We start from the raw sequence: 26963 nt of genomic DNA, 5'->3' as shown, positions 1-26963 counted from the left end.
TCGACTTGCATGTGTTAAGCCTGCCGCCAGCGTTCGCTCTGAGCCAGGATCAAACTCTCAAGTTGAAGAGTTGATCTAGACCGATCACATCATAACGGAAGCACACAAACCAGAAGACGTTTCCGTCGTTCCGGTGTGAGCTCTCGAAGTGTGTCTCGGCAATCGTCTCACGATTGTTCGTTAGAACAATCCGCAAGGACAACGCCGTCCACGCTTCTCTTTCTCAGATTCACTTGTCAAAGAACGCCGGATCACTCCGGAAACCCGATCCAACCAGACCGCGCGGTCACCCGCACGAAACCCGATTGCCAGACTTGGAAAATCGTGGTACCGACCACACCATCGGTGAGTCGTCCCAGCGGTCCGGAGCGTCTAGAACCCCGTCGCCATCCTGTCAACCCGGACAATCCAGCGAACCCGCCAAACCACCCCGCCGACAGAACGACACCCGAGAGACGAAAACAGTGGATCATCCAGCCAAGGCCGGATCATCCATCCGATAAATCGTCTCCGAGATGTACCGGCCGCAGCATCCGCCAGACCCGAAAGTCCCGCTCGCCGCCGCCGATGACCGGGGTATACGGACCCCCAATCGCCCCGTCAACACCCCGGATGACAGGGACGCGAATTTTTTGCGACGGGCCCGGCGAAAGCCGCCCTTGGGCCACCTCGGCAGCGCAAGGGGTGTTTCCGGCAGGATATGCCATCCCCGGGGTCCCAAAACCCCTCCCCCGCGCGGCCACCCTCGGACTCCGCTCCGCACGCGTCGTGCGTCGCGAAGCCCCCTCCCCCGGTATTCAGGCGGAACGATCGTTCCGGGACCGCAGGGCATCGCGCAGGGTGTAGGCCAGCGCACCGAGGACCATGGCCGCGAGGGTGAACCAGGTCAGCGCGTAGACGAGGTGGTTGTCGGGAAACGCCACGACCGTGAGGCCGCCCACGGGCAGGCCGCCGGGATTGGGCGTGGCGTCGGCGTCGACGAAGTACGGCGCCGCCCCCGAGAGCCCGCGTGAAGCCGCGATGCCGGCTACATCCCGCGAGTACCAGCGTCCCCCGGCCGGATCGTTACTCCGCAAAAAAGCGCCGCCGGGCTCGGTGAGGCGCAGGAGGCCGGTGACGCGCACGGGGCCGGCGACCTGGCCGGCCGCCCGCGTGGCGGGGTCGCGCCGCTCCCTCGGCACGAAGCCGCGGTTGATCAGGATCGCACCGCCCTCCCCCACCAGGGGGGTCAGCACCCAGAAGCCCGGCCCGGCCTCGGTGACGGCCTGGACCAGGGTCTCGCGGTCATGGGCGAATGCGCCAGCGGCGAAGACGCGGGTGTAGGGCTCGCAGGGGCACCCGGTGGCCGGCACGGCGGCGGCCTGGAGGCGGGCGTCCATGCGGGCGACGAGGTCGTGCTTCCAGGCGCGGCGCTGGAGCTGCCAGGTCCCGAGGGCGACGAGGCCCGCCGCCAGGAGACAGGCGGCGACGGCGAGGCCCCACAGGCCCGGACGCAGACGGGTCGCGCTCATGGAACGCGACCCGGTTGCAGGACCGACACGACCGCCTTCATCGAACGCGGCCGCCCGTGAAGAATCAATGCTGGTGCTGGTGCGGCGGCGGGGCCGCCGTCCCGGGCTCGACGGGCACCGATTGCGGGGCCGGCATGTGCATGCCGTGGTCGGCCGGCATCATGTTGGTGTCGAGGTGGTACATGACCCACACGGAGCCCACGAGGGTGATGAGCACCAGGGTCAGGGTGAAGATCAGGGCGAGAATCGTCCAGCCGCCCTCGGACTTGGTGTTCATGTGGAGGAAGTAGACCATGTGGACCACGATCTGGACCACGGCGAAGGCCATGACGACGAGGCCGGTGAGGCGCGGCGCCCCCAGCACGTCGGACATCACCAGCCAGAACGGGATCGCGGTCAGCACCACCGACAGGAGGAAGCCCGTCATGTAGCCCCGGAACGAGCCGTGGCCGCCCGGCTCCTCGTGGACGTCGCGGCCGCTGCCGCGGACGTTGGCGTCCTCCGATGCGACGCTCATCAAAGGACTCCCATGAGGTAGACGAAGGTGAACACGCCGATCCAGACCACGTCGAGGAAGTGCCAGAACATCGACAGGCACATGAGGCGGCGCTTGTTCTCATCGCCGAGCCCGCGCAGCTGGACCTGCACCATCAGAATCACCAGCCAGACGATGCCGAGGCTGACGTGCAGGCCGTGGGTGCCCACCAGGGTGAAGAACGCCGACAGGAACGCGCTGCGCTGGGGCGTCGCCCCCTCGTGGATGAGGTGCTGGAACTCGTAGAGCTCGAGGCCGATGAAGCACAGGCCGAACAGGCCTGTGACGGCGAGCCAGAGCTGCATCCGCCCGCGCTTCTCCTTCTCCATCTCCAGCATGGCGAAGCCATAGGTGATGGAGGAGAACAGCAGCATCGAGGTGTTGAGGGCGACGAGCTTGAGGTCGAACAGGTCCTTCGGCGACGGCCCCGCGGCGTAGTTGCGCCCGAGCACGGCGTAGACGGCGAACAGGGCCGCGAAGATGAGGCAATCGCTCATCAGGTAGAGCCAGAAGCCCAGCATCGTCCCGCCCTCGGGATGGTGCTTGCCGTCCGCGTCGAGGAAGACCGGGGTGTCCCCCGGTCCCTTGAAGTCGTCGGCGGTGAAGGCCGCCGTGGAATGCGCCGCCATGATCCTAGACCCGTTCCGCCAGAAGCGCCGTGCGCGCATTCTCCGTCCGGACGACCTCGTCGGCGGGAATGTAGAAGTCGCGGGCGTAGTTGAAGGTATGGCCGATGGTGACCACCGTCAGTGCCACGAAGGTCAGGGCCGCGAGCCACCAGATGTACCAGATCATCGCGAACGAGAAGACGATGGAGATCACGCCGAGGATGAGGCCGGTGGCGGTGCCGCGCGGCATGTGGATCTTCTGAAAGCCGCTCAGGGGCCGGACGTAGCCGCGCTTCTTCATGTCCCACCACGCGTCATGGTCGTGGACCACGGGCGTGAAGGCGAAGTTGTAGTCCGGCGGCGGCGACGAGGTCGCCCATTCGAGGGTGCGGCCGTTCCACGGATCGCCGGTGAGGTCGCGCAGCTCCTCGCGCTTGAGGAAGCTCACCACCAGGGTGACGATGAACGAGGCGATGCCGAGGAGGATGAGGAAGGCGCCGAACGCCGCGATGACGAACCAGATCTGTAACGAGGGGTCGTCGAAGTGCTGCACCCGCCGGGTCACGCCCATGAGGCCGAGGACGTAGAGCGGCATGAAGGCGAACCAGAAGCCCGTGAGCCAGAACCAGAACGACATCTTCCCCCAGAACGCGTCGAGCTTGTAGCCGAAGGCCTTGGGGAACCAGTAGGTGATGCCAGCCAGCATCCCGAACAGCACGCCGCCGATGATGACGTTGTGGAAGTGGGCGATGAGGAACAGGGAGTTGTGCAGCACGAAGTCGGCCGGGGGCACGGCGAGCAGCACGCCGGTCATGCCGCCCACGGTGAAGGTCACCATGAAGCCGATGGTCCAGAGCATCGGCACGTCGAAGTCGATGCGGCCCTTGTACATGGTGAACAGCCAGTTGAAGATCTTGGCGCCCGTCGGGATCGAGATGATCATCGTCGTGATGCCGAAGAACGAGTTCACGCTGGCGCCCGAACCCATGGTGAAGAAGTGATGCAGCCAGACGAGGTACGACAGGATGGTGATCACCACCGTGGCGTAGACCATGGACGCGTAGCCGAAGAGGCGCTTGCGCGAGAAGGTGGCGGTGATCTCCGAGAACACGCCGAAGGCCGGCAGGATCAGGATGTAGACCTCCGGGTGACCCCAGATCCAGATGAGGTTCACGTACATCATCGGGTTGCCGCCGAGATCGTTCGAGAAGAAATGCGTGCCCACGTAGCGGTCGAGGGACAGCATCGCCAGAACGGCGGTGAGGATCGGGAAGGCGGCGACGATGAGGATGTTGGTGCAGAGCGCCGTCCAGGTGAAAATCGGCATGCGCATCATGCCCATGCCGGGGGCCCGCATCTTCACGATCGTCGCGATGAGGTTGATGCCCGATAGCAGCGTGCCGATGCCGGCGATCTGCAGGGCCCAGATATAGTAGTCGACGCCGACGCCGGGGCTCATGGCCGGTCCCGACAGGGGCGGATAGGCGAGCCAGCCGGTCCGGGCGAACTCGCCGACGAACAGGGACGCCATCACGGTCACGGCGCCGGCCACCGTCATCCAGAAGCTGAAGTTATTGAGGAACGGGAACGCCACGTCGCGGGCGCCGATCTGCAGCGGCACGACGAAGTTCATCAGGCCGGTGACCAGGGGCATCGCCACGAAGAAGATCATGATCACGCCGTGGGCCGTGAAGATCTGGTCGTAGTGGTGCGGCGGCAGGTAGCCCTCGTTGGGGCCGAACGCCATGGCCTGCTGGGCGCGCATCATCAGGGCGTCGGCAAAGCCGCGCAGGAGCATGACCAGGGCCAGCACGATGTACATGATGCCGATCTTCTTGTGATCGACGCTGGTGAACCAGTCGCGCCACAGGGGACCCCAGAGGCGGAAATAGGTGAGGCCGCCGAGGACCGCGAGGCCGCCGAGGCCGACCATGGCGAAGGTGATGAGCAGGATCGGCTCATGCAGGGGCACGGCGTCGAGGGTCAGTCGCCCGAACAGGAGCTTCTGAAGGTCCGGATTGGAGAACATGGGCCTGTCTCGTGAGAGGAGTGCCGAATCGGGAAGCGGGCGGAGGCGTCCGCGTTACTTGTTGAGCTGACCGGGGGCGACGGGATCGGCGCCGCCGGGCCCGTCGCTTTTCGTTTCGCCGCTCTTGGTTTCGCCGCCCTTGGGCTGGTCGCCGGCGGGCGCCGCATCCCCGTGCGCGTGACCGGAATGATCGTGGCCGAAATGCTCCGATCCCGAATGCGGCTTGACCTCGGGCGCCGTGGATTTCGGCTTCATGCCCTGCGGCTGCTCGGGGCTGTGCGACGAGCGCCCGGACCCGCCCACGGTGGCGGCGTTGCCCTCGTCGCCGCGCTCGGCGTAGCGGTTGTCGTATTCGAGGCGGGCGCGGTTGGCCTGGCTGTCCTTGCCGGCGCCGCCCTTGGCGTCGATGGCCATCATCTCGTGCATGCACATCTTGCCCGGCACGGCGCACATGTTGAGCACCTGCCCGTAGAGGCCGGGCGCCACCGACGAGTAGAAGGTCACGGGCTCGCGCTCGCTCGGCCGCTCGAGTTCGAGGTAGGCCTCGCGGCTGAGCGGCTTGTTGCCCGCCTTGGCCTTGGCGACCCAGTCGTCAAAGCCGGCCTGATCGAGGCCGACGAAGCGGAAGTTCATGCGCGAAAAGCCCGAGCCGCTGTAATTGGCCGACATGCCCTCGAACATGCCGGGCTTGTTGATCACCGCGTGCAGCTTCGTCTCCATGCCGGGCATGGCGTAGATCTGCCCGGCGAGGGCCGGAATGAAGAACGAGTTCATCACCGTGGCGGCCGTGATCTTGAAGGTGATGGGCACATCGACGGGGGCGGCGATCTCGTTGACGGTGGCGATGCCCTGATCTGGGTAGAAGAACAGCCACTTCCAATCGAGTGCGACGACCTCGACCACGAGGGGTTTGACGTCCTTCGGCAGGGGCCGCGACGCGTCGAGGCGGCTGAGCGGCCGGTACGGGTCGAGGGTGTGGGTGCTGATCCAGGTGAGCGCGCCCAGCGCGATGACGATGACCAGGGGGGCCGACCAGATCAGCACCTCGAGGTGGGTCGAGTGGTGCCAGTCGGGATCGTAGGCCGCCTCCTTGTTCGATTCGCGGTAGCGCCAGGCGAAGAACAGGGTGGCGACGATCACCGGGATGATGATCAGCAGCATCAGCCCGGTGGAGGCCAGGATGAGGTCGCGCTGCCGCGTGGCGATGTCGCCCGACGGCTGCATGAGCACCATGTTGCAGCCCGACAGCAGGCCGAACACGGGCAGGAGGAGGAGCGTGCGGAGGATTTTGACGGTCATGGGATCGGCTGACGCGGACTCGATGATGCCGCCCGTGCCGTGCCGCCGATGAGCGTCACGTCGAACGTGTCGCCTAGTGCGATGCAACAGACCGGCCTGACAAGGGGAAAGGTATGCTCTCAGGTAGGCGCTCGGAGCATAGCCAAACCCTTTCCCCCGAGGCAATGTCCCTTACCGCCTCAGGGGCACCGTGACGGGTGCGACAGGGCGGCGCCGGGCCTTGCGCTTTGACGCGGGCCCGCCTCAGGCCATAATCAGCCCACCGACGGGGCGCGGCGCCGCGTGCGAGGCCGCCGCCCTCCGGACCCCGAATCCGCCCTCCGGGCACCCAGCCGGCCCGCATTCCGGGCCCCAGGCCCCGGGCCCCAAGCCAGTGAGCACACGTGCCCCGATGAGCGCAAACACCGCAGTGCCGTCCTCGTCGGAGGCGGAGCGCCACGCCCACGAGACCTCCTCGGACCACACGGTGGCGCCGGGCGAGATCGCCATCGGCGTGGTGATCGGCCGGGCCGCCGAGTATTTCGACTTCTTCGTCTACGGCATCGCCTCGGTGCTGATCTTCCCGAAGGTGTTCTTCCCGTTCGTGACGCCGCTGGCCGGCACGCTCTATTCCTTCGCGCTGTTCGCCCTCGCCTTCGTCGCCCGGCCCATCGGCTCGGCGATCTTCACGGAGATCGACCGGCGCCACGGGCGCGGGGTCAAGCTCACCATCGCGCTGTTCCTCCTCGGCGGCTCCACGGCGGCCATCGCGTTCCTGCCGAACTACGCGACGCTGGGCGCCACCACGATCTGGCTCCTCGCCGCCTTCCGGTTCGGCCAGGGCCTGGCGCTCGGCGGCGCCTGGGACGGCCTCGCCTCCCTGCTCGCCCTCAACGCCCCCGAGGGAAAGCGCGGCTGGTACGCGATGATGCCGCAGCTCGGCGCGCCCATCGGCTTCATGCTGGCCTCCGCCCTGTTCGCGTTCTTCCTCGCCAACCTGTCGGAGGCCGACTTCCTCGATTTCGGCTGGCGCTACCCGTTCTTCGTCGCCTTCACCATCAACGTGGTCGCGCTGTTCGCCCGCCTGCGCCTCGTGGCGACGGAGGAATTCGTCCGCCTCATCGAGATGCGCGAGCTCGAGCCGACGCCGGTGTTCGAGACCGTGCGGGTCCATGGCCGCGACATCCTCGTCGGCGCCTTCGTGCCGCTGGCGAGCTTCGCCCTGTTCCACCTCGTGACCGTGTTCCCGATCTCGTGGATCAACCTGTTCACCCAGCGCTCGGTGGGCGAGTTCCTCATGGTGCAGTTCGCCGGCGCCATGGTGGGGGCCGGCGCCATCGTGATCTCGGGCATCGTCGCCGACCAGATCGGCCGCCGCACCCTGGTGGCCGTCTCCGCCGGCCTCATCCTGCTGTTCGCGCTGGGCAGCATCGTCGCCCCCCTGCTGGTGGGCGACAGCGAGGTCGGGCAGACCATCTACGTGCTCGTCGGCTTCGGCCTCCTCGGCCTGTCCTACGGCCAGACCTCCGGCTCGGTGACGAGCAACCTCGGCACCCGCTACCGCTACACCGGCGCGGCCCTGACCTCGGATCTGGCCTGGCTCATCGGCGCCGGCTTCGCGCCCCTCGTGGCCCTGAGCCTGTCGAGCGAGTTCGGCCTGGCCTGGGTCGGCGTCTACCTGCTGTCTGGCGCCGTCGCGACCCTCGCGGCCCTCGGCTACAACCGGCGCACCTCGGCGGCGGCCTGAACGAAACGCCGTTCCACGGGGGCGTGGAACGGCGCGTCCCGCCTCAGGCGGACCGGTCGCGCCCGGCCTCGGGCGCGGCGTCCTCGTCCTCGTCGTCGGCGGTGGGGATCGCGTAGCGGTCCGTGAGCCAGCGCCCGAGATCGACGTCGGCGCAGCGGGCCGAGCAGAACGGCCGGAACTCCGCCTTGGCCTTCTTGGCGCAGATCGGACAGGCTTCCTCGGGGGCGGTGGGCCAGGGAATCGGGCCGGTCATGCCATGGTCCCCCAGGCTTCGCGAACGGGAAAACCCTCGCCTTCCAGGAGGCTCAGGGTCTCGTAGAGCGGCAGCCCGATCACCCCGCTATGCGAGCCGACGAGCTTGACCACGAAGGCGGCAGCGAGGCCCTGGATGGCGTAGCCGCCGGCCTTGCCGCGCCATTCCTCCGAGGCGATGTAGGCCTCGATCTCCCGGCCCGACAGGCGCTTGAACCGCACCCGGGTCTCGACCAGGCGCTCGCGCCGGGTCCCCTTCGGCGACAGCACGCACACCGCCGTGTAGACCCGGTGCTGGCGCCCCGAGAGCAGGCGCAGGCAGTCGGCGGCCTCGTCGGCCACCTCGGCCTTGGGCAGGACGCGGCGCCCCACCGCCACGACGGTATCGGCCGCGACCACGAAGGCCTGGCGCATGTCGTCCCGCCGCCGCGCCGCATCGCCGGCGACGCCGAGCTTGTCCCGCGCCAGGCGCCGGGCGAGCTCGCGCGGCGTCTCGGACTTGCGCGGCGTCTCGTCGACATCCGCCGGCAGCAGGGCATCGGGCTCGATCCCGACCTGCTGCAGCAGGGCGAGGCGCCGGGGCGACGCCGAGGCGAGGACGAGGCGCGCCGCCTGCGGCGGGGGCGGGATAGGAGCGTCGGCCATCGTCACGTGCGAACCGTCATGCGAAATAAGGTATCCACCGGAAGGACTTGGGAGAAAGGCGGTCGGCCCAGGACGGCACCGTCCGCCACGCCGCCGGACGCTATCGGAATCCGGCCCGAATGGGAACGCACGCGCCCCCCCGCCATCAAGGCCGTGGACAACGCGACCGTCTCTGATATGGTCCCGATCGCGGCCCCCAAGGCCGCACCGCCGGCCCAGGGCCGCGGCCGCGGGCGTAGTTCAGTGGTAGAACGTCAGCTTCCCAAGCTGAATATGCGGGTTCGATTCCCGCCGCCCGCTCCAATCTATCGCGTTGAAGCATCAGCCTTTCTGACGTTCTGCCGCTGATCTCGCGTTCCCCATGTTCCCCAACGCGTTCCCCATGCCGGTTCAGGGCTTGTTCCTGACCGCCCGATGCGCGGCCCGCAATTCGGCGACCGCGCGGGATTTTCCGATGGCGCCGCGCGAGTAGCGCAGCGTCGTCGAGCCCTGCGCATGGGCGGCGGCCGAGCGGATGTGGTCGAGATCCGCACCGGCATCCTCCGCCTCGGTGATGGCGCCGGCGCGCGCGTCCATGTTCCACACGGCGTCCGGCACGCCGGCGGCCCGGGCGACGATGCGCCATTCCCGCCCGTAGGCCGACTCGGCGTAGGGCCGGCCGGCGGTCTCGTCGATGATGAGCGGTCCGATGCGGCGATCGGCCGGCACGCGCTCGAGGAGCGCCAGGACGATCGCGCAGAGCTTCAGGTCGTGCGCGGCGAAGGCGCCCGTCTTCGTGGTGGCCTTGCGCACCACCAGGTCGGCGGCGAGGTCGGACCACGTCAGGCCGTTGGCCCAGCGCCGGCCATTCAGGACGATGCCGGTCACCGGCTCGCCGGCGGCGACCGGCATCCACTCGCCGATGACGTCCTTCTGGCGCATCGCCGTCTCGAACTGAATGGCCGTCCCGAGCGCCAGGGACAGGCGGCCGCGCGCCAGGGCGCCGGCGACGAAGGCCTCGACGTGCCCGAGCTCCATCGCGATCCGCCGGCGGGCCGGCTGGGCGAACCGGGCATGCTCCAGCACCTCGTAGAGCCGCCGGCATTCCGGCAGTTCGGCCATGATGCCGAAGGCGAACAACTCCCTCAGCTTCTTGATGATGCCGTAGGCGCGCCGCACCCGCTCGGGGCCGCCCGGGGCCTTCGGCTTCTTGGCCGCCCCGTACCAGCGGTAGAAGTCGCCGATCTTGAGCGCGGCGAGCGCGCGGGCACCGAACGCCTTCTCGATGATGACGAGGGTGTAGGTGTCCTTGTGCCGGGTCGTGTGCTTGAGCCGCTGGAACGGGCTGGCCTCGTCGGTCTGGTAGCGGCGTGACAAGCCGAGGATCGTGCCGTCGAAGCGCTGCGTCTCGCGCCCCTGGCCGGACGACCATTCCAGCATCTCGGCCTGGAGCTTCATGCAGGCGGCCGCGAGCAGATCCCGCTGCGCCGGGTCGTCGACGGCGTAGGGCAAGCGCACGGTCTCGGGCCGGTAGCCGGCCTTCACGAGATCCGCACGGGCCACCCAATAGGCGACATCCGGCCCGGTCTTGCGCTTCCGGCGCTTCAGGCCGGGCGCTGTGAAGTCAGAGGGCATCGAGGTTCTCCGTTCCGTCGAGGCCGGACGCCTCGACACGGGAGAGACCGTAGCGCCGATTCCAGAAGGCCTGGACGGCCGGCCAGAAGCGGCCGCCCATGACGGGATCGATCTTCGGCAGGCCGTGGCGCTCCAGGACGATCGCCTTGGCCGCCCACTCCGCCGGCGCCTGGCTCAACCGGCGCGCCACTTCCGCCTCGCAGGGGAAGAGCCCCTGGCGGCGGTGCGGCTCGGCCCGGGCGCCGCCCATCCGCGAAGCGATGCCCCTGCCCCGCTCGATGGGCGGCGCGAACGCCGATCCCGGCGCGGCGCCCTCGATGGCGCCCTGCGGCGTGGAAGAGCCGGGCCGGCGGGCCTTCGGCATGGTCGTGCGCCTTCGTGTGTCGGGAGATGAGGGGTGCCCCGCCCGCTCGCGGCCGGTCACGGGCGGGGCGTTCGGGGCGGCAGGCACCAACTGCCGTCCCGAAGGCTGCGCCGCGGCTACTCGGCCGCGAGCAAGTCTGACGCCTGGGGCTCGGGCGCGTGCTGTCCGAAGGCCAAGTTGCGGTAAGCCGTCGGCAGCGGAGAGCTGCGATCGAGGGCGTCACACTCTGCGCCGTAGACGCTGCAGGCCTGACCGAGGATCGCCGTGGCGTATGCGACGCGCGCACCGTCCGTTCCAAGTGGCATGTGCAACAGGTTCCGGAAGGCGCGGCGCTCATCATCGGCCCGCGCATCCGCATCCGACGCGGCTGAAGTGGCGCTGTGGAGGCGATGCGCGTAGGCCACCAGATGCGCGTCGAGCGCGGCATGGAGCGCCGCTTCTGCACCCGTGGGTTCGATCGCCACAGGCGGCATGGCAGTAGGGCTGACCGACCACCACCCGTTCAGCATCCGGGCCGCTTCGATGACCAAGTCGGGCGGGATCTCGCTGCCGATGCCGATCTGGGCGAACTCGAACAAGACGTGCTTCGCGTAGGCGAGCCGGCCGGCATCCGACATGGGCCGGACCGCCAGGACGGCCTTGAAGGCAGCGTCCCTCCGGCTCAAGGCCTTCTGGACCACCTCATCGTCATCTCCTTCCAGCGTGGCCAGCCATTCGCAGTGCGCGCTCCGATGGGCTTCCAGGGCGACGAAAAGGGGCTCGGGGGTGGCCGGAGCCGATTGAGCATCGGTCGCCGGATCCGTTCTCATGGTCTCGCCTCTCGCTGCGAGCGTTGGATCGCACTCCAGCTTCGCCGCCCCAATCGTCCCGAGGACGGCGAGGAGATCGTCCGCCTCGAGGCCGTCGCCCCGGGCGGCCTGGTCCGTCGCGTGGCGTGCCAGGGCAGTGACGCCGGCGGCGGTGGTCGGGGTGACGGTGAGGAGGGCCGTCCAGGCCTCCCGGGCGGCCCGGGCGGCCGGTGCGGTGCGGGCCCAGCCCGCGGGCGTCATCGCATCGGGTGCCGCGAGGGCGGCGGCGTGGGCGTCGAGGGCGATGCGGCTGACCTCGATCATCCCGAAGATCGGATCGGGCGATGCCATCGGCTGGGGCGCGGCGGCCGCGCCGGCGAGCGGTCGGCCGCGCCAATCGACGCCGACGAGGGTGAAGAGGCCGTCGCACACGGCGCGCAGCCCGCGCTCGGCACTGTCCAGGTCCGTCTCCGCCGGGTCCCAGAGGTAGTCCGCCTCGGCCGCGGCGGCGTGCGCGATGAGCAGCAGGCCGGCGGCTGTCTTGGGGCGATGCGCCAGGATTCGCTGGGCCGCTTCATCCGCAGCCAGGGTCAGGGCCTTGCGTCGGGCGTAGTTCTCTTCGGCGTCGGGATCTCCGGGGCGCGTGTCGAGCTCCCGATCGAAGGCCTCTCGTTCGCGCATGGCTGATTCGAGGGCGGGCGCGAGGGCGAGCAGTTCGGCGTCCGGATGGGATGCGTCAACGAGGGTGGGAACGTCGGCGGTGGCGGATGCAGATATAGCGTGCAGCATGGTGGCCTCCATCGCGGGATGCGATGGCGCAATATAGCTGCTATGGCTATGATTATGTCAACCAAACATGGCGGCTATGGCTGCATTCTGGTGTCGGGCGCTTTTCGAACGTGGATATGAATTTCGACGGCAACTTCGATGAACTTCGCCTCCACATTCCGAAGCGGCACATCGTTGAAGGGCCGTAAATCAAATTTTCCCTCGACAACGCTTCGCTCAAGAACTCCTATTACAACTGCATGCGCCTCCTCTATCCACATAGAGCAGATACGACCAACTAGAACATCGGAAAGACGCCCTGATCTTAAATTAAAACGAAGGAGATCTCCGTCTCTGAAATGTGGCCAGGCCCAATCTCCAACAAACATGAACCATGACGATGCAATATCTTCGTCCAAATCATCATTTACCGGTACGTATTCGTCTTTATCAAAAAGCTCAATACGCCCACCGTCCCTTATATTACCTCTAACGGCCACCCTATATCGATCAGACTCATCTATCAAAAGCCTGTAAGCAGGGACCTCTAAAGCATTTGAGATGCTAATTAGCCAATCTTGAGTCAGCTGCATACGACCCCGTTCGAGCTTCGAGATCGTTACCCAATGCACACCAAGGGCATCAGCGAGTTTTTGCTGAGACCATTTTTTTGCCTTCCTGACGGCTGCAATTCGATTTGTCGTGGTCCCTGTCATATAGCGATATTCGCTCGTTCCCCCGACAGGTCTATGCCCCGTATGGCTATATCGGCCTTGACAGCACCATAGCTTTTTTGGCTATGTTGCCCAGTGACCAATCACATCACCCCACGCGCTTGGCGACTTTCGAACGGGCTATCTCAATCAGAGATTGCACGCAGGCTAGGCATAACCGGAAAAAATCCAGCTCGGACGTGGCAACGGTGGGAGACTGGCAAAGCGAGACCACCGATCAATGTTGTTGTCGCAGTCGAACAAATGAGCGCTCAGCAAGTTGATGCCCGCTCCTGGCTCGCCGTAGAGGTCAGCCACAGCACTATCAAACAGACAAACACAAATAAATCATCCGGGCATGCAAAATGAGCTTACGTCCGCACCCATTATTTAAGCACGAGATCGGTTGGTGACGGCCGGGGCGCCCCTGCCCCTCGATTCGCTTCGCACTCCCACTCCGCCCCGGCGCCCGGTCGTCTTCCGCATGCCCACCCGCCCCAAGCTGTCGCCGCGCCGGATCCGGCAGATGTGGACCGCCCTGGCCTCGGCGGAACGGGAGCAGGCCGCCGCGCGGGCGCGCCAGGGCAAGACCCCCGGGAAATTGCCCGGGGGTGCGCGGGTCGAAGCCGGCCGGATGCGCGACCAGATCGGCGCGATCGCCGGCGTCTCGGGCCGCACCGTCGAGAAGTGCATCGCGGTCTACGAGGCCGCCGCGCGTGATCCCGTGCTGTTCGGGCCGGTGGTGGCCTACCTGGAGCGCAGCGAGAACATCCACGACGCCCACAAGATGATGAACCGCGTCGCGGATCTCGACCGGGTGCGGCGCCTGGCGGCGATCGCGGGGCGGTTTGCGACCCTCGCCCTCGACCCGCCGTGGCAGGACGAGACGGTCTCGGAAAACCAGCGGCCGCCCTACGCCACCATGACGGTGGCCGAGATCGCCGCCGTGCCGGTGCCGGGCTGGGTCGGGGACCAGGCGCACATCTACTGCCACGCGCCGGGGCCGTGGGTACCGACGGCCGTGGCGCTGATCCAGGGCTGGGGCTTCGACTTCAAGACGCTGCTGACGTGGCAGAAGCCGCGCTTCTCCCAGGGGCGGTACTTCCGCACCCTGGACGAGTTCGTGGTGTTCGGCACCCGCGGCGGCCTGATGCTGCGGCGCCAGGACATCCCGAACCATTTCGAGGGGCCGGTGGGCGCCCACAGCGAGAAGCCGGACGCGTTCTACGACCTCGTGCGCGCCGCGAGCCCGGAGCCCTACGGCGAGGCGTTCCAGCGGCAAGCCCGAGCCGGGTTCGCCAACCTCTACGGCCCGGCACCGGCCCTCGAGGCGGCCGAGTGAGGGCGCGGCCCGGCGCCGACTCAGCCCAAGCCTGGAATCCGATTCGCCGTGACGGCGTGATCCTGCCGGCCGCGCCGGCGATCGCAGCGCCGCATCTGCGCGCCCACGCCCGCCCCGCCGTGCGCGGTCCACCACTGCCGGCCGGATCTCCGCTCGTGCCCGCGGTCCCCTGACGGCGCTCCCCGCCCCAGCCGGCCCGCATGCCTGCGTCTCACCCGCGCCGACGCACCTGCGCGACGTGGCCGGCGCAGCTTTGCCCGAGCCTCCCCTTCCGAGCAACCGACCCGGCCGGCGCGCGCCCCGAGGCGCACGCGGAACGGGTCTTCCTGTGCCCGAGGCCGAACCGGCTTCGCGGCCGAGCGCTCCCCCTTTGCCCGAAGGCCAGCGGCGATGACCACACCGACGATGAATGCCCCTCCGGACGGGAGGCGGACTGCCGAACACACCGGGAGCGGTACCAATCCCTTCGCGAACAGCCGCTGGGCTCGGCGCCAGATACGGATCGTGAGCCCGGTCCACGCGAGCACGCTGGCCGCCATCGCTCTCGACAGCAACAAGGATGGCGTGGCCGTGTGCGGGCAGGAGCGCATTGCGGCGGCCACCCGCTACAGCGTCCGCGCCGTCCGCATGGCCCTCGCCTGGCTCGAAGCGCAGGGCTACCTGCGGCGCGAGGAGCGCCGGCGAGCCAACGGCTCCCGCACCTCCGACCGCATCATCCTCAACCTCGACCATGAGGACAGCCGGCAGGAGGTGCCGGTGGTGGTGGACGCGGCCACCGGCAGCTCACGCACGACCAAGCGGAATCTCACGGCAGGTTCACCGGCACCAGATTCCGCCCCCACTTCGTTCGAAGAGCCAGAGGAAGAACCAGAAGAAGAGTCTTCCGAACCTATCGGTTCGGGCCCCGGCAAGCCGGCGCCGGACCGGAAACTCGTCTTTTCGGAAGGTCGGCTTTCCCTCGTCACCCTGGGGCTCGACCGACGCACCGCCGGCGACGTGATCGGGAAGTGGCTGCGCGACACGGACGATCCCGGCCGGGTGCTCGCCGCCATCCGCAGCGCCCACGAGCACGGCGCGACCTCCCCCATCCCCTGGATCAACGCCCACCTTCAGCCGAGGCAGAACCATGTCCGTACAGCCGGCAAATCCGACCTTGACCAAGCCCTCGACGACGCCGCGGAGTGGCTACGCGCTCTGGAACAGCCTCACGCTGGTGATCCGGGATACGGCGAGAGACAGCTTGCCTGACGGCGTCGATCTCGCGGCCTGCCGGGACATCCACACGCTCGCCGAAGCGATCGAGGGGCGGCGGACGACAAGCGCGGAGGAAGCCATGGCCGCCGTGAAATCGATCCTGGCCAACTACCAGCGCGCGCAGTTCGCCGACCTGGCCGAGGCCACGAAGAACGCTTGCGCCCTGCTGATGCGCCGGCCGCCCGGGCTCGTCGCGATGCTGTCCGATCCCGAGTACGGAATCGCCGGGCACGAGCGTTACCCGCCGACTCTGGCGCAGTTCACGGAGGCCGCCGAGAAGGCCGAGAAGCGGGTTCTGCTCGCGGCATGCGGCGCACGGCGCGCCCTCGGGCTTACGCTGTCCTGCCTGGGGAATCCGCGCGGTTGAGCGGGGTGTGCCACGGGCTGGAGCTGTTGTCGCGCCGGTCCGCTCAGTCGGTCTCGCCGGCGGAGAAGAGAGCGGCTTTCACGCGCTCACGGTCCTTCGTCGGCCTGCCGGCTTTCTCGGTCGCTCAAGAGCACCTGCATCCGCCAGAGATAGTCCGCCAGCCCGGGAACGCCGGCCTTTCGAAGGTCGTCGGTGTATTGCTTCGGTGTGAGGGCCGGGTTCTTGTAGTGGGCCAAATCCCGGGATGCGGCCTCTACGAGCGTTCCTTGATCGATGCTCTCGGCCTCGACGAAGAACACGTCAGGGTGGCGGGTGTGGATGCCGTAAGGCGCGAGAACGTCCGCCGGAAAATCCTTCTCGTTGAAGGTCACGATGACATCGGCTCGCCCGACGATCGCCGCCGCGAGAACGTGCCTGTCGTCCGGATCGGGCAGCGTCAAAGCGGGGATCAGGCCGTGGTACCCGGTGACCAGAGCATCGGGCACGGCCTGATCCATCAGCTCGCGGATGGGCTCGATCTGCTCGCGGCGAAGGCCAGGCCTTTTCGCGAGGACGGACCGGATCCACTCGTCATGGATGTCGGCGCTCCAGCGGGAGCGGAAGAGCCCGCTCTGCGCGACCTCCATCATGAGGCTGCGCAAGCGAGCTCCGAAGAACACGTTCGCGTCGAAGAAGGCCGTGAACGTGGAATTCATCGATCAGTCGAGGTCCAGGGCCTGGGAAATCTCGGCCATCCGATCAAGGGCCGCCTTATGCTTGGCCTCGCACTTGCGCTTGTGTGCAACCAGATCGGCCACGCGCACGCGCCTGTGAGCCCCGACGCGACGGAAGGGGATCTCGTTCCGCTCCAACAGCCCGACCAGGTGAGGCCTGGAGACGTTCAGGAGGTCCGCCGCCTGTTGCGTCGTCAGCTCCGCGTCCTGGGGAATGAACGACACGGCCGTCTGATCCGCCATGTAGGACAGCACATCGACCATCAGCCGCAGGGCGCGCGCCGGAATGGGCACCACGACATCGACGGACTCCATGACGCGCAGGCGCACGTCCTGATTGGCCTCGGCAATCGGGGTAAGGCGCGCCACGGCCTCGCGCGCGATGACAGCCTCTTCGTCGCTGGCTACGAAAGGCGCCCTCTCCATCAAAGCCAACATGTCGTGTCTCCCGGCGGTTCTTGTCATTGTGCTTGCTCCTGACCGAGCCGAAACGACGGGCGGCTTGGACGGAGCCCCCGGATGGTGAGAACCACTCGGGAACGCATTATTCGCAATAAACGAAATAAGTGTAAATACGTTCCGACGGCGGTCTCGTGCCGGAGGAATGCGCGTGTTGCAGGCCTTCCGCTGCACGTTTCGCAAGGGCGACCCCCGCTGCTGCCGATGCGTAGCGGCAACATCGAACCAACGGATCGCCGTCAGCCTTAAACCCCCTTGACGGTGAGAGAATTCCCGCCGGACACCAGTCGAGCAGCCCGACCGTTCCGGAACGGGACACCCTGGGGAACGACCTTGACCGCCTCGACGGCCAGCACCCGCACCATTCCGTCCGCCCGCCGCCCGCTGGACACACGCCACGCCGCCGGCGTCCGCCAGTGCCGAACCCACACGCCACCGCCGTCGACGCGCCGGCCGGACATCTCGACCAAGCGGCCCCTCGACATCGAGGAGGTGCTGACTTGGTGTTTCCGCCACGAGTTGCCGAAGCGTCGTGACGACGATCGCGGCCCGCGCCTCGGCTTCTCGTCCATCTCACCGATGTTCCGCATGGCGGATCTCGGAGTCCGCGTCGAGAACTTCAGCCGCGAGCCCGGCATGCCGGCCGCCCTCGGCGAGCCGCACCCCGACGCGCTGATCGTCGAGGCGGCCGTCCTCGAGCTCGCGCGCTTCGCCGATCATCGCTTCGAAGGCGACCTTGGCCTGACGCCGTTCCTGCCGCCCGGGCTGGACGACGTAGCCGCGATGGCGCGCGCCATGCAGCAGCTCGTGGCGACGGTCGCCCTGCTCAACCCCGTGCGCCTCGTCGTGTCGGCCCTGAAGCTTCTCCGCTTCGCGATTATCGGCACGGGCGTCGGCGCGCTGCTCGTCGGCCTCGCGGCGGCGGGGACGGCGATCTATAACAATTGGACCGGCATCACGAAGGCGTTCACGACCTTCAAGGCGGGACTCTCGAAGGCGCTCGGCCCCGAGGCGCAAGGGATGCTCGCGCCCGTCGTGGGGCTCTTCGAGCGGATCGGCATGGCGTGGAGCGACCTGACCGGCAAGCAGTCGGAAGGGAAGCTCATGATGTGGGGCTATTCCCTCGTGCGTAGCCTCGGCGAGGCGCTGAACTCCCTGAAGGCCCTGAAGCCGGCCTTCGATCTCGTCGCCTCGGGATGGGACGCGCTAAAGACGCACTTCACGAGCGGCGGCGGCGACCTGTTCGCGAACACGGCCCGCGAGTTCGAGTCGGTCAAGAGCGTCTTCACGGGCATCGTCGACTTGGCGGGCTGGGCGAAGGCCGCGATCGAGCAGATTCCCGTGGGCTTCGCGACGCTCATGTCGAAGGCGCAAGAGGCGTGGAACGGCGTCAAGTCGCTCGATTGGGCGGGCCTCGGCGCGCAAATCGTGAGCGCCATCGCCGCCGGGATTACGGCCGGGGCTGGCGCGCTCGTCGGCGCCCTGAAGGGGGCCGCTCAGTTCGCGTGGAATAGCGCCAAGGGTGTTTTCGGCGGCGGCGGGGGCGGTGGAGCCGGAAACGCGGCGCCGGCCCCTGGCGGGCGCTCATGCGCTCGGCGGCCCCGTGCGCTCGGGCCTGCCCTACCTCGTCGGCGAGCGCGGCCCCGAGATTTTCGTGCCGGGCGCGACCGGGCGGATCGAAACGAACGGCGCGCTTCGCAACCTGTCGGCGTCGCGCCGCTCGCCCATGGCGGCCCTGGTCTCGCCATCGCCTGTTACGCCCCGCACCTGTCTCACGCGACGGTTTCTCGGCATTTTTAGCTGGTTCGGCTCGGGCCTAGAGGACTATCGCCCGGACGCCCGTCGGTGCCGAAGGTAAGCACCACAAGCTAAATTGGTGGGGTGGGATCGTTGCGGAGGCCAAAAAATTGTCTGCGGCCTGTGCGATCGTGAGCGCCTGACCGAGGGCCGATGGAGGGCGTGGGCGCTGTAAGCAGCCGGCGAGCTGAACGCTGCAACCCACTCGTCGCGACAAGCACGGCGAGTGGGTTCGGATGATAGACGCGCTACTTACCTGACGCACGCTTCATCAGTCGCCCGGCCAACGAGGCATCAGGCGTCGCCGGTCCGGGAGGCTTCGGGCTCGGCTTCACAATAATGCCCCGGGTGCGGATTGGAGAGTATCGCGTCAGGGTGCTTGCCTCGACAAAAAATTTGCCGGGATCGGCAGCTTCCGCAGCCGCCTCCGCGTCCTTGATCGCCTGAACCGCGGCGGCGTTGTCCGCAAACTCGCCTACGCGGGCCGAGCGCGGAAGCTTAACAACCGTACCGTTGCTGTTTTCCGCATGCGGGAAAAAACCCGCACCATTCAAGGCGTCGTTATAGGCTTCTCGCGCTTTCTGACTTGTATCCCGCGGAGGCTTTCCATTTGGGTCTTCGAATAACGTGAAATTGTGTTCGTATTGAAAAGGCATAAATATCTCTCCGACCAAATTCCCTCGGAGTCCGAACAATCCTGTATTGGTAGCTTTTTCTAGACGGTTTGGACGCTTTGGGGCGCGCTGATTAACAGCAACTCATGCCGAGAGCGAGCCGAATCTGCGGTCAAGCTTGAGTGCAGAAATGTCGCACCCTCCCTCTATGAGGCGCGCTTGAACTGAATTGCCTACGGACGGAGCTTCTCCTCGCGATGAAAATCGCCAGGTCGTTTTCGAGGCCGTCAAAACGGCGCTCTGTGCGGAGATCGACCGGAGGAGCCTGAACCCTCCCCGCAAACCAAAGGGGTAGGAACCACACCCCGCCGTTTGCCGTACCCCAAGCCGTACCCGAGACACAAACCACAATGTGGTACTAAGATACCGCATACGGCATCAAGCGTAAGTTATTGCTATTGAAGGTAGATTGGCGCGCCCGAAAGGATTCGAACCTCTGACCCCCAGATTCGTAGTCTGGTGCTCTATCCAGCTGAGCTACGGGCGCGTGCCGGGCCGGTGGGTCTCGAAGGAGACGTGCCGGCCGCGAGCCGGTGTTTAGAAGCTCCGTTTCCGGCTGGCAACCCCCTCCGGACAAGTTTTGCGGGCAAAGGGATCGGCGGGCGCGGACGGGGCGAAACGGGGCTGCCGGGCCCCCGCGGGACGCCGCGTCAGGGGAAGGCCAGGGCGGCGGCGGGCTGCGCGCGGGCGCGGGTGTCCACCGGGTTCGGGCGGGGCGGGAGGACGATCTCCTGGCGCTCGCGGGCGATGAAGCTCGTGGGCATGGCCGCCTGCATCTCGGCCTCCATCCGGCGCAGGGTGTCGTCGGTGTGGCAGGGATGGAGGTGGATGATGCCCAGGGCCTCGACGCCGGCGGCCCGGGCGAGCTCCATGCCCTTCTGCCAGGTCGAGTGGCCCCAGCCCCGGCACACGGGATACTCGCCCTCGGTGAACATGCCGTCGTAGATCATGAGGTCGGCGCCGCGCACGAACTCCCGCAGGGCCGGGTCGGGCCACGGATCGGAATGCTCGATGTCGCTGATCACGCACAGGCGCCGGCCGGCATGGTCGAAGCGGTAGCCCACGGACCCTTGCGGATGGTTGAGCAGGATGGTGTCGACCCGCGCGCCGTCGGCGAAGGTCAGGGTCTCGCCGGCGCGGAAGCCGTGATGGGCGAGGCGGCACGGCAGGATGTCGAGGCTGACGGGGAACAGGGGCGGCGCGAACAGCCGGTCGAGGGCAGGGCCGGCGCTCTCCCCGTCGAGGTTGCCGCACCAGGTGTTGATGGTGCGCTCCGGATCGAGCACCACCGGCTTGAAGAACGGCAGGCCGGCCGTGTGGTCGAGGTGCAGGTGGCTGAACAGGAGGTCGATGTCGCGGGGGAGCGCGTCCCGGTGGTGCCGGCCGCAGGCGTTGAGGCCCGAGCCCGCATCGAGGAGGAACAGCCGCGTGCCGCAGCGGATCTCCAGGCACGGCGTGCTGCCGCCGAACTCGACGTAGTCCGGCCCGCTGACGGGGGTCGACCCGCGCACGCCCCAGAAGCGCAGGCTGAGGCCGTCGTCCGGCCGGGCCCGGCCGTCGTCGGCATGATCGAACCCGTTCGCGTGAAGCCCGTTCGCAAGTGACATCGTCTTACCAATTGCCCTGATCCGCCCGGGCCTCAGGGCCCCTCGCCGGCCCGCGCGACGGCGTCGTCGCGCGGGGTGGCGGCCGATAGTGTGCCAGGATTGCAGTGGAACGAGTCTGAGGTAAGCAGCCCCCCGGACAACCGATGTGCGGGTTCGCACATGGTCACGACGGCCGTCAGCGCCGGGCGAGGCGCCCGGGACCGGTGAAATCCGCCGCGTCCTTGTCCGCCGCGTCCTTGGTCGGGACGTCCTTGCCCGCGCCCCCCTGCGGCGCGAGCCCCCCGGGCACCGGCAGGGTGCCGGCGAGGCTGGCCCGCACCATGCGCGGCAGGGTGTCGGCGTAGGCGGTGAGCAGGGGCCCGAACCGCCCCGCCTCGGCCGGCCGCGACAGGTTGGCCGAGCGGGCGAAGGCGGTGCGCAGGGCCGGGCCGAGCCAGCGCGACCACACGGCCTCGGCGACGACGACGCGGGGGCGCGCCGGGATCGTCACCACCTCGAGGCCGGCATAGGCCAGGGCCTCGGGCCGGCTGACCTCGCCCAGGGACCCGCCCCGCGCGGCGTGCGCCGCCCAGAACGCGTGCTGGCCGCCATCGGAATAGGTGGTGCGCACGGCCGCACTCCCGTCCTCCACGGCCTGGGCGATGCGGGCCTCCTCGTCGGCCCGATGGGCGGCCACCCGAGCCTCGCGGACGGGGTCCCGGTCGGGGGCGAAAGCGTAGCGGCCGGCGACCACGCTCACGGCGGGCTCCTCGCCGAGGGCCTCGAACCGGTCGGACCCGGCTTTGAGCTGGCGCCAGAACTCGATGTTGGGGTCGGTGCGGTGGCGGGCCATGTTCTGGGCCGTCATCCGGAACGGGTAGGACTGGAACTGGAACGCCGCCTGGCCCCCGGCGAAGGCCTCGCGGGCGATGGCGTAGATCTCGCCCACCACGGCGTCGGTCATGGCGAAGCAGCCCATGGACGAGCACACGCCGTGGACCATCACGGCCGAGCCGGTGGAGCCGTGGGCGCGGTCGTAGGCGTTGGGATAGCCGACGTCGAAGGAGAGGTAGTAGCTCGAATTCGGGTTCATCTGGCGCTGGGGCACCGTGTAGAACCCCTCCGGGGTCTGGCGGTCGCCGGTCTTGCGCTTGGGGCCGAGCTGGCCCGACCAGCGGCAGATGGGAAACGTCTTGACGAGGACGAAGCGGCCGGACGCGGCGCGCTTCCACACCTCGATCTCGCTCTCCTTCTTATAGGCGCGAAACAGCACCGGGGCCTGGGCCGTGGTGCCCTTGGCCTGCATCAGCCCCAGGGTCGCGGCCGGAATCGGCGCGAACGCCTTGCCGGCGGCGGCGTCGGCGGGCGCGATGGCGCCACCCGCCAGGAGCGCGGCCAGGAGGAACGGTCGAAGGGGTGAGACCATGCGCGGCCCGAGGATGGAGCGACCCGTCCGGCGCGTCCGCCGTGCGATGCAATCGGTCCGGCTTATCGCATCCCATTGGGGCGGCAATAGGGGGATTTTTTTGGGGGATTACACACTTCGCGCCTAAAGCCTGCGGGCCGATGGGGCGCGCAACTCAACTGGAAATGAGCGACGGTCCCGCCTCTTAGCGCTTTTGACAAAGGGAGCGTGAGCGCGGTGCCAGACGGCCTGGCTGTGTGCCTCGTCCAAACCGAATTTTGTTCCTTCGCAAAATATCCCAGCCCGAAAGCGCACTCCGCCCCATGCCCGTCCAGTCGGCGAAGCGCCTCCAAGATACGATCCGTGCTTGCTCCTTCGGCCTGCGCCATTGGCTTCGCAGCAACTTTTCAAGGCTTCCTCGAAGTCCGGCTCCTCCCCGCTGCACTGAGCCTAGCTTGCGGATCCAACGAAGTAGCGCTTCTGCTCTTCTCGCCTCAGCTTCTCAGTGCCCAGCACGGAGCGTTGCTCATGTTGGGCGGGTTCGTTCATGATTCGCTGTTTCGCCTCATGCCCATCTTGTCTCGGCGCAGGTAATAAAATCGATGCCGACTCCGTGCCTTTCCCGCCGATTTGGAGACAATTTTTTTCCCAACCAAAGCGTCCAGCACTTTCTTGGTTGCCCTCCAATCTTTGGCTATGACTAATCCGGCATCAGTGACATTTAATTTATCTCGATCTGCCAAATAGTTTACTATGATTTTTTCGCTTTCCGTAAGAGTTGCATAAAGCTCCGGGTTAATCGATGCAGCGGCTTCAGTTCGAACGAACTGCCTCCGGTGTTCTTGATCGTTTTCTAAAGTAACAGAGACTTGGAACGTACCAATTTGCTTTTGAGCAAACCGTGGGTCTGGAAGGTTAGCGTCTCGCATATCCTGTCGCATGCGCCTTGTCCCCTCAAACGCACACTGTACGTAATCAAAATAATACAATGCCCACATCAGATTTGGATTTCGAGGATTGTGTGCCTCGTAGACCGTCGCTGCAGTCGTCGGAGGCATGAACGCTCCGGGACTTTCGATGATCATCTTATCCTCAAACATTTTTACAAAAATGTTCATGTGCTTGAGATTATAAGAGCGATGTACTGCGGCATTAACAACCGCCTCCAACCAAACCGCCCTCGGATATTCCGGGTTCGTTACAAACCTGCCATCGGGACTTAGCCTCGTAAAATTTCTAATCTGGGATGCAATAAACTGATCAGCCTCGGCAATCTGCCGCGCTAACGGTCCCTCGAAAAGTCTGTCGGCAACGTTATTGAGATTTCCGCCGAATTTTTCTTCTGCGCCATCGTATCGGATGACGCGAATGTACGCTCCGGGGGCAACCAATCTTGGGTCTTTTGCAAACAACAATGCACACGCAAGGTTTGGCTCGAACCCATATCGGGACCTTTTCCCAAGCTTTGTAAGCAAGAGGACATCTTCAACCGAGTATGATTGAGCGAGCTGGCGCTTCGCAACATATTGATCGCGAAACTGTGCCATAAAGACAACGTCGAAATCATTCGGGTAATTTAGCGCGCTTACCTTTTCCGACTCTACGTCTAATTCACCTTTGTTTAGGCGCACTTCGCGCTTTTCTGCCTCTGTCAGTTTTCTTTTTTGATCGCCCTCACGAACAAAGGCATTCCCGTCGGCGGTTTCGACTAGCTTATCTTCCCGATAGTGAACGCGCAGCGCAATAACGAAGTCATTTTTCCCCTTTTTATTTACTACTCTTACTTTCTTTAAATCGAAACGCGCATCCGAGCAGAGGCGCCTGACGGTCTAAATTTCGTTGATATGCTCTTGTTCTATGTTTTTGCAGCCTGAGATAGTGCCGTCGTCTTCAACGCCTACAAAAATGATGCCCCCCGATGGCTGGGTGTTGGCCCACATCGAAAGGTTATCCGCAAGATCCTTTTTTGAGACAGCCGCACGCTTTCTTTCAATACGGCTATCCTCTTTGAATCGCTCAATCGCCGACTGGTCCAAGCAGTCGAAGATATCATCGGGCGTCCATAGCTGCGGCAGACCGTCAAGGGGCACGTTAAAATCGAACGTAAGTTGGTTCCCCGACAAGCCCTAACTCCCAGTCGACCAGCATGTCGACAGCATGTCGACTTGGACGGAAAAGCTATTATTTCTCAGCAACTTACTCTCGGCATGCCATCTTGACATCCACCGGCGAGGTGGCTTGCATCGTGTCCGAGCAAGCTGATGAAAGCGAAGGCGTTTGCCGATCACGCCATTGAGTGCCCGCTCCATCGCCCGCACCTGGTTTCATCCAGTTATTATACCGTAGGTCGAACTCAGCAAAATTGCGTTCAAGGTGCTGCTTGCCGCAGTGCCGATAGATGCGACGAGGTCAGTGGAGCCTTCTCTCCGCATGCGGGGCGAGGGGATGCGCACCGGACGGCCCGGTTTGTCGACGGGCAGGGTTCGAGGGATGGCTTTGTTGGGGGACCTCACTCCGACGTCGCCGTGCCATTCGAGCGAAGTCCCCTACTCCGCCACCACGGTATTCCGCTCCACCCGCAGCACCGCGTCGAACGGCGCCGCGGCGTCGAGGATCGCCGCGTCCGGGAGGCAGACGATGAGACCGCGGCCGGTGCGGGCGGCGCGGAGGGCCGCGAGGCGGGGGCGGATCTCCTCGGGCTTGCGGTCTTCGAGGGCGATGGCGACCACGGCGATGTCGGGGCGGCGCACGAGGCAGCGGGCGAGGTCGATGGCGATGCGCTCGCGCGGGCCGATGGCGTTCTCGCCGAGACTGGCGCCGCCGCCGCCCATCCCGGGCTCGACCCGGCTGTCGAGGCCGAGGCGGTAGACCGTGGGCTCCAGGCCCTCGTCGGCCAGCACCCGGCGCACCAGGGCGCGCACCCGCGCCTCGGCCCCGGCCTCCTCGCCGTTGATGCGGCCGAACAAAATGTTCTCCTCCAGGCTGGCGGCGGCCGTGAGGGTGGCGGGATCGTAGAACTCGATGCTGTCGCGGAGCGAGGGCGGCATCAGCCGGGCGAAGGAGTGGCGGGCGGCGACGATCCGGTCCTCGAAGGCGGCGTCGACGAGGCCGAAGCGGTGGCGGGTCTCGCTGTAGCGCAGGGCCAGGCCGATGAGGCGCTTGCGGTCGCGCTGGCCCGCCGGGCCGCGGCGCCAGCCCTTGGCCTCGGGCATGCGGGCGACGAGGTCCTCGAAGAAGCCGCGCTCGGAGGCCGGGAACAGGGAGAACGCGTCGAACAGGGAATGGTCGTCGGGGAGGTCGGCGAAGATCTCCACGAGGCTGCGGGCCACCTGCAGGCCGACCTGCGCCAGGGGCCGGGCCAGATCCTCGGCCTCCAGCACGGCGCGGAGATACGGATGGGCGGCGATGCGCTCCGGCGCGAAGGCCGGGCCCACGGCCTCGCCGAACAGAATGTTCTCGCCCACCGTGGCCTGGTGGTTGTAGCGGGCCGGATCGAACGGCTCGACGAGGCGGCCGGCCTTGTCGGCGGCCAGCGCCGCGCGCACGGCGTCGCGGGCGGCGACCACGGCGCGGGCGACGGCGGGTTCGGCGCCCGGATCGACGGTGCCCTCGAGGCCGCGGGCGTACACGATGGCGTCAAGGCCCGTGAGGGCGAGGATCGACCGGAGGTCGTCGGGCTCGCCCTGGGCCGCGTGGAGATGCGCCGCGCCGTACAGGATGTTCTGGCGCAGGGACCCCTCGACGAGGATGGCCTCGGCGCCGGCCAGCGCGATGCGGCGGGCCCGCTCCTCGGGCGCGAAGGCGCGCAGATCCGTTCCGCCGTAGGTGACGGACCCGGCCGTGGGTTCGAGCTGGCCGGCCAGGAGGGCGGCGAGCGCCCGCCCGCCGCCGCCGCGCTCGCCCAGGATGGCGACGTGGCCCGGCATGGCGAGGGCGACGTCGACCTGGGCGAGGCGCTCGCCCGTGACCGGGTCGTAGGCGCCGACCCCGTGGGCGTGGAGGGCCCCGGATTCGGGGAAGGCCGCGATCCGCGCCGGGCGGGGCGGGGTGCGGGCCTCCAGGGCCGGCAGGGCGTGGGCGATGGCGTGAAAGGTCGCCAGCAGGTCGCGGTGGACGGTGTGCAGGTGCAGGGCGACGGCGAGCGCCACCACCGCGAGGGCGAAGCCGCCGCCCGCCGCCACCAGGGCGCCGGGGGCGACGGGCGCCCCGTCGCCCCCGCGCCACAGGGCGACGGCGACGACGATGGCGGGCAGGAGGATGCCCAGCGCCAGGGACGGCGCGCGGGCATAGGCCAGGGCCGATTCCGAGCGCTCCAGGGCCGTGCGGGCGGCCTGCCCCTTGGCAGCGAGGCGGGCGCGCTCGAAGGGGCCGGCCCCGTGGGCGCGCACGGCCGGCATCCGGCGGATGAGGTCGGCCAGCGCCCGCTCGAAGGTGGCGCCCGAGCGCAGGCGCAGGGCCGTGCGGGCCCGCATCCGCCGCTGGATCAGGGCGCGGGCGAGGCCGGCGGCCAGGAG

24 protein-coding genes, 2 tRNA genes, 1 rRNA gene and 1 pseudogene are annotated in these 26963 nt (G+C 67.1%); 6 read left to right on the top strand and 22 right to left on the bottom strand.

Translation table 11 applies throughout. The features are described 5' to 3' along the window. From FV218_RS22995 to cyoA, 6 genes are all read right to left on the bottom strand, one after another. Window positions 1-65 (bottom strand): 16S ribosomal RNA (locus FV218_RS22995); the annotation flags it as partial. 732 nt (window positions 66-797) lie between these two features. Further along, window positions 798-1511: an SURF1 family protein gene (locus FV218_RS15220; RefSeq protein ID WP_147710543.1), complete on the bottom strand. Its 714-nt coding sequence runs from the start codon at window positions 1509-1511 to the stop codon at window positions 798-800. A 64-nt stretch (window positions 1512-1575) separates the two neighbouring features. Next, on the bottom strand, window positions 1576-2028 hold the full coding sequence (cyoD, locus tag FV218_RS15215) for a cytochrome o ubiquinol oxidase subunit IV (RefSeq protein ID WP_147710542.1): 453 nt from the start codon (window positions 2026-2028) through the stop codon (window positions 1576-1578). Next, a complete protein-coding gene (gene cyoC, locus FV218_RS15210) occupies window positions 2028-2675 on the bottom strand; it encodes a cytochrome o ubiquinol oxidase subunit III (protein WP_056090934.1) in 648 nt (215 codons plus the stop codon). Before cyoC ends, cyoD begins: the two co-directional genes overlap by 1 nt. Window positions 2676-2679: 4 nt before the next feature. Continuing rightward, on the bottom strand, window positions 2680-4683 hold the full coding sequence (cyoB, locus tag FV218_RS15205; RefSeq protein ID WP_056090932.1) for a cytochrome o ubiquinol oxidase subunit I: 2004 nt from the start codon (window positions 4681-4683) through the stop codon (window positions 2680-2682). 54 nt (window positions 4684-4737) lie between these two features. Further along, a complete protein-coding gene (cyoA, locus tag FV218_RS15200; protein WP_147710540.1) occupies window positions 4738-5982 on the bottom strand; it encodes a ubiquinol oxidase subunit II in 1245 nt (414 codons plus the stop codon). A 391-nt stretch (window positions 5983-6373) separates the two neighbouring features. Between cyoA and FV218_RS15195 the strand changes: the two genes are divergently transcribed. Continuing rightward, complete coding sequence (locus FV218_RS15195) at window positions 6374-7708, top strand: MFS transporter (protein ID WP_147710538.1); 1335 nt, start codon at window positions 6374-6376, stop codon at window positions 7706-7708. A 43-nt stretch (window positions 7709-7751) separates the two neighbouring features. On the opposite strand, the gene yacG is transcribed toward FV218_RS15195, so the two are convergent. Further along, the gene (gene yacG, locus FV218_RS15190; RefSeq protein WP_147710536.1) at window positions 7752-7961 is read right to left on the bottom strand and encodes a DNA gyrase inhibitor YacG; all 210 of its coding nucleotides are present in this window, start codon (window positions 7959-7961) and stop codon (window positions 7752-7754) included. Further along, on the bottom strand, window positions 7958-8605 hold the full coding sequence (locus FV218_RS15185; RefSeq protein WP_147710534.1) for a Maf-like protein: 648 nt from the start codon (window positions 8603-8605) through the stop codon (window positions 7958-7960). The genes yacG and FV218_RS15185 overlap by 4 nt, the downstream gene beginning before the upstream one ends. A 229-nt stretch (window positions 8606-8834) precedes the next feature. On the opposite strand from FV218_RS15185, the gene FV218_RS15180 reads away from it, so the two are divergent. Then, a tRNA-Gly gene (locus FV218_RS15180) sits at window positions 8835-8908 on the top strand. An 87-nt stretch (window positions 8909-8995) separates the two neighbouring features. On the opposite strand, the gene FV218_RS15175 is transcribed toward FV218_RS15180, so the two are convergent. The 4 genes from FV218_RS15175 to FV218_RS15160 form a co-directional block, all read right to left on the bottom strand. Then, the gene (locus FV218_RS15175) at window positions 8996-10219 is read right to left on the bottom strand and encodes an integrase (protein ID WP_147710532.1); all 1224 of its coding nucleotides are present in this window, start codon (window positions 10217-10219) and stop codon (window positions 8996-8998) included. Beyond that, on the bottom strand, window positions 10209-10583 hold the full coding sequence (locus tag FV218_RS15170; protein ID WP_348642034.1) for a hypothetical protein: 375 nt from the start codon (window positions 10581-10583) through the stop codon (window positions 10209-10211). Before FV218_RS15170 ends, FV218_RS15175 begins: the two co-directional genes overlap by 11 nt. A 116-nt stretch (window positions 10584-10699) precedes the next feature. Continuing rightward, window positions 10700-12172, bottom strand: coding sequence for a hypothetical protein (locus tag FV218_RS15165; RefSeq protein WP_147710530.1), 1473 nt, complete (start codon window positions 12170-12172; stop codon window positions 10700-10702). Between the two features lie 62 nt (window positions 12173-12234). Next, window positions 12235-12855: a helix-turn-helix transcriptional regulator gene (locus tag FV218_RS15160; RefSeq protein WP_147710528.1), complete on the bottom strand. Its 621-nt coding sequence runs from the start codon at window positions 12853-12855 to the stop codon at window positions 12235-12237. Between the two features lie 481 nt (window positions 12856-13336). Here FV218_RS15160 and FV218_RS15150 point away from each other — a divergent pair, with 481 nt between their 5' ends. From FV218_RS15150 to FV218_RS15140, 3 genes are all read left to right on the top strand, one after another. After that, window positions 13337-14194, top strand: coding sequence for an MT-A70 family methyltransferase (locus FV218_RS15150; protein WP_147710524.1), 858 nt, complete (start codon window positions 13337-13339; stop codon window positions 14192-14194). A gap of 390 nt (window positions 14195-14584) precedes the next feature. Beyond that, entirely contained in the window at window positions 14585-15442 is an 858-nt protein-coding gene (locus FV218_RS15145; protein ID WP_147710522.1) for a hypothetical protein, read from the top strand. Continuing rightward, window positions 15435-15815: a hypothetical protein gene (locus FV218_RS15140; RefSeq protein ID WP_147710520.1), complete on the top strand. Its 381-nt coding sequence runs from the start codon at window positions 15435-15437 to the stop codon at window positions 15813-15815. The genes FV218_RS15145 and FV218_RS15140 overlap by 8 nt, the downstream gene beginning before the upstream one ends. Before the next feature lie 86 nt (window positions 15816-15901). Here FV218_RS15140 and FV218_RS15135 read toward each other — a convergent pair whose 3' ends face one another. Beyond that, complete coding sequence (locus FV218_RS15135) at window positions 15902-16510, bottom strand: PIN domain-containing protein (protein ID WP_147710518.1); 609 nt, start codon at window positions 16508-16510, stop codon at window positions 15902-15904. Window positions 16511-16513: 3 nt separating this feature from the next. Beyond that, window positions 16514-16966: a helix-turn-helix domain-containing protein gene (locus FV218_RS15130; protein WP_187273074.1), complete on the bottom strand. Its 453-nt coding sequence runs from the start codon at window positions 16964-16966 to the stop codon at window positions 16514-16516. A gap of 354 nt (window positions 16967-17320) precedes the next feature. On the opposite strand from FV218_RS15130, the gene FV218_RS22835 reads away from it, so the two are divergent. Then, window positions 17321-18787 carry a hypothetical protein gene (locus tag FV218_RS22835; protein ID WP_187273073.1) on the top strand — a complete coding sequence of 489 codons (1467 nt, stop codon included), beginning with the start codon at window positions 17321-17323 and terminating at the stop codon, window positions 18785-18787. 245 nt (window positions 18788-19032) lie between these two features. Here the strand turns inward: FV218_RS22835 and FV218_RS15120 are convergent, their stop codons facing one another. From FV218_RS15120 to FV218_RS15090, 8 genes and pseudogenes are all read right to left on the bottom strand, one after another. Further along, window positions 19033-19440 (bottom strand): hypothetical protein, encoded by a 408-nt coding sequence (locus FV218_RS15120; RefSeq protein ID WP_147710512.1) that lies wholly within the window; start codon window positions 19438-19440, stop codon window positions 19033-19035. Window positions 19441-19868: 428 nt separating this feature from the next. After that, window positions 19869-19945 (bottom strand) — tRNA-Arg (locus tag FV218_RS15115). A 163-nt stretch (window positions 19946-20108) separates the two neighbouring features. After that, window positions 20109-21065 carry an MBL fold metallo-hydrolase gene (locus tag FV218_RS15110; RefSeq protein WP_147710510.1) on the bottom strand — a complete coding sequence of 319 codons (957 nt, stop codon included), beginning with the start codon at window positions 21063-21065 and terminating at the stop codon, window positions 20109-20111. A gap of 175 nt (window positions 21066-21240) precedes the next feature. Then, window positions 21241-22470 (bottom strand): murein L,D-transpeptidase family protein, encoded by a 1230-nt coding sequence (locus tag FV218_RS15105; protein WP_147710509.1) that lies wholly within the window; start codon window positions 22468-22470, stop codon window positions 21241-21243. Between the two features lie 524 nt (window positions 22471-22994). After that, the gene (locus FV218_RS15100) at window positions 22995-24080 is read right to left on the bottom strand and encodes an ATP-binding protein (RefSeq protein WP_147710507.1); all 1086 of its coding nucleotides are present in this window, start codon (window positions 24078-24080) and stop codon (window positions 22995-22997) included. Between the two features lie 198 nt (window positions 24081-24278). Beyond that, the gene (locus tag FV218_RS15095; RefSeq protein ID WP_147710505.1) at window positions 24279-24572 is read right to left on the bottom strand and encodes an ATP-binding protein; all 294 of its coding nucleotides are present in this window, start codon (window positions 24570-24572) and stop codon (window positions 24279-24281) included. Between the two features lie 141 nt (window positions 24573-24713). Further along, window positions 24714-24855: pseudogene (locus tag FV218_RS23240) on the bottom strand (IS1595 family transposase); the annotation flags it as partial. 140 nt (window positions 24856-24995) lie between these two features. Further along, window positions 24996-26963, bottom strand: a 1968-nt coding sequence (locus tag FV218_RS15090) for an ABC transporter ATP-binding protein (protein WP_147710504.1), incomplete at its 5' end; no start/stop codon positions are given.

The organism is Methylobacterium sp. WL69, from assembly GCF_008039485.1.
Lineage (GTDB): Bacteria > Pseudomonadota > Alphaproteobacteria > Rhizobiales > Beijerinckiaceae > Methylobacterium.
This window is presented reverse-complemented; position numbering and strand designations above follow the sequence as displayed.

What these genes read in the sequence shown, in the direction of transcription:
- FV218_RS15220 (WP_147710543.1), bottom strand. Translation starts at nt 1,511, where the DNA reads ATGAGCGCGACCCGTCTGCGTCCGGGCCTGTGGGGCCTCGCCGTCGCC.
- cyoD (WP_147710542.1), bottom strand. Translation starts at nt 2,028, where the DNA reads ATGAGCGTCGCATCGGAGGACGCCAACGTCCGCGGCAGCGGCCGCGAC.
- cyoC (WP_056090934.1), bottom strand. Translation starts at nt 2,675, where the DNA reads ATGGCGGCGCATTCCACGGCGGCCTTCACCGCCGACGACTTCAAGGGA.
- cyoB (WP_056090932.1), bottom strand. Translation starts at nt 4,683, where the DNA reads ATGTTCTCCAATCCGGACCTTCAGAAGCTCCTGTTCGGGCGACTGACC.
- cyoA (WP_147710540.1), bottom strand. Translation starts at nt 5,982, where the DNA reads ATGACCGTCAAAATCCTCCGCACGCTCCTCCTCCTGCCCGTGTTCGGC.
- FV218_RS15195 (WP_147710538.1), top strand. Translation starts at nt 6,374, where the DNA reads ATGAGCGCAAACACCGCAGTGCCGTCCTCGTCGGAGGCGGAGCGCCAC.
- yacG (WP_147710536.1), bottom strand. Translation starts at nt 7,961, where the DNA reads ATGACCGGCCCGATTCCCTGGCCCACCGCCCCCGAGGAAGCCTGTCCG.
- FV218_RS15185 (WP_147710534.1), bottom strand. Translation starts at nt 8,605, where the DNA reads ATGGCCGACGCTCCTATCCCGCCCCCGCCGCAGGCGGCGCGCCTCGTC.
- FV218_RS15175 (WP_147710532.1), bottom strand. Translation starts at nt 10,219, where the DNA reads ATGCCCTCTGACTTCACAGCGCCCGGCCTGAAGCGCCGGAAGCGCAAG.
- FV218_RS15170 (WP_348642034.1), bottom strand. Translation starts at nt 10,583, where the DNA reads ATGCCGAAGGCCCGCCGGCCCGGCTCTTCCACGCCGCAGGGCGCCATC.
- FV218_RS15165 (WP_147710530.1), bottom strand. Translation starts at nt 12,172, where the DNA reads ATGGAGGCCACCATGCTGCACGCTATATCTGCATCCGCCACCGCCGAC.
- FV218_RS15160 (WP_147710528.1), bottom strand. Translation starts at nt 12,855, where the DNA reads ATGACAGGGACCACGACAAATCGAATTGCAGCCGTCAGGAAGGCAAAA.
- FV218_RS15150 (WP_147710524.1), top strand. Translation starts at nt 13,337, where the DNA reads ATGCCCACCCGCCCCAAGCTGTCGCCGCGCCGGATCCGGCAGATGTGG.
- FV218_RS15145 (WP_147710522.1), top strand. Translation starts at nt 14,585, where the DNA reads ATGACCACACCGACGATGAATGCCCCTCCGGACGGGAGGCGGACTGCC.
- FV218_RS15135 (WP_147710518.1), bottom strand. Translation starts at nt 16,510, where the DNA reads ATGAATTCCACGTTCACGGCCTTCTTCGACGCGAACGTGTTCTTCGGA.
- FV218_RS15130 (WP_187273074.1), bottom strand. Translation starts at nt 16,966, where the DNA reads ATGTTGGCTTTGATGGAGAGGGCGCCTTTCGTAGCCAGCGACGAAGAG.
- FV218_RS15120 (WP_147710512.1), bottom strand. Translation starts at nt 19,440, where the DNA reads ATGCCTTTTCAATACGAACACAATTTCACGTTATTCGAAGACCCAAAT.
- FV218_RS15110 (WP_147710510.1), bottom strand. Translation starts at nt 21,065, where the DNA reads ATGTCACTTGCGAACGGGCTTCACGCGAACGGGTTCGATCATGCCGAC.
- FV218_RS15105 (WP_147710509.1), bottom strand. Translation starts at nt 22,470, where the DNA reads ATGGTCTCACCCCTTCGACCGTTCCTCCTGGCCGCGCTCCTGGCGGGT.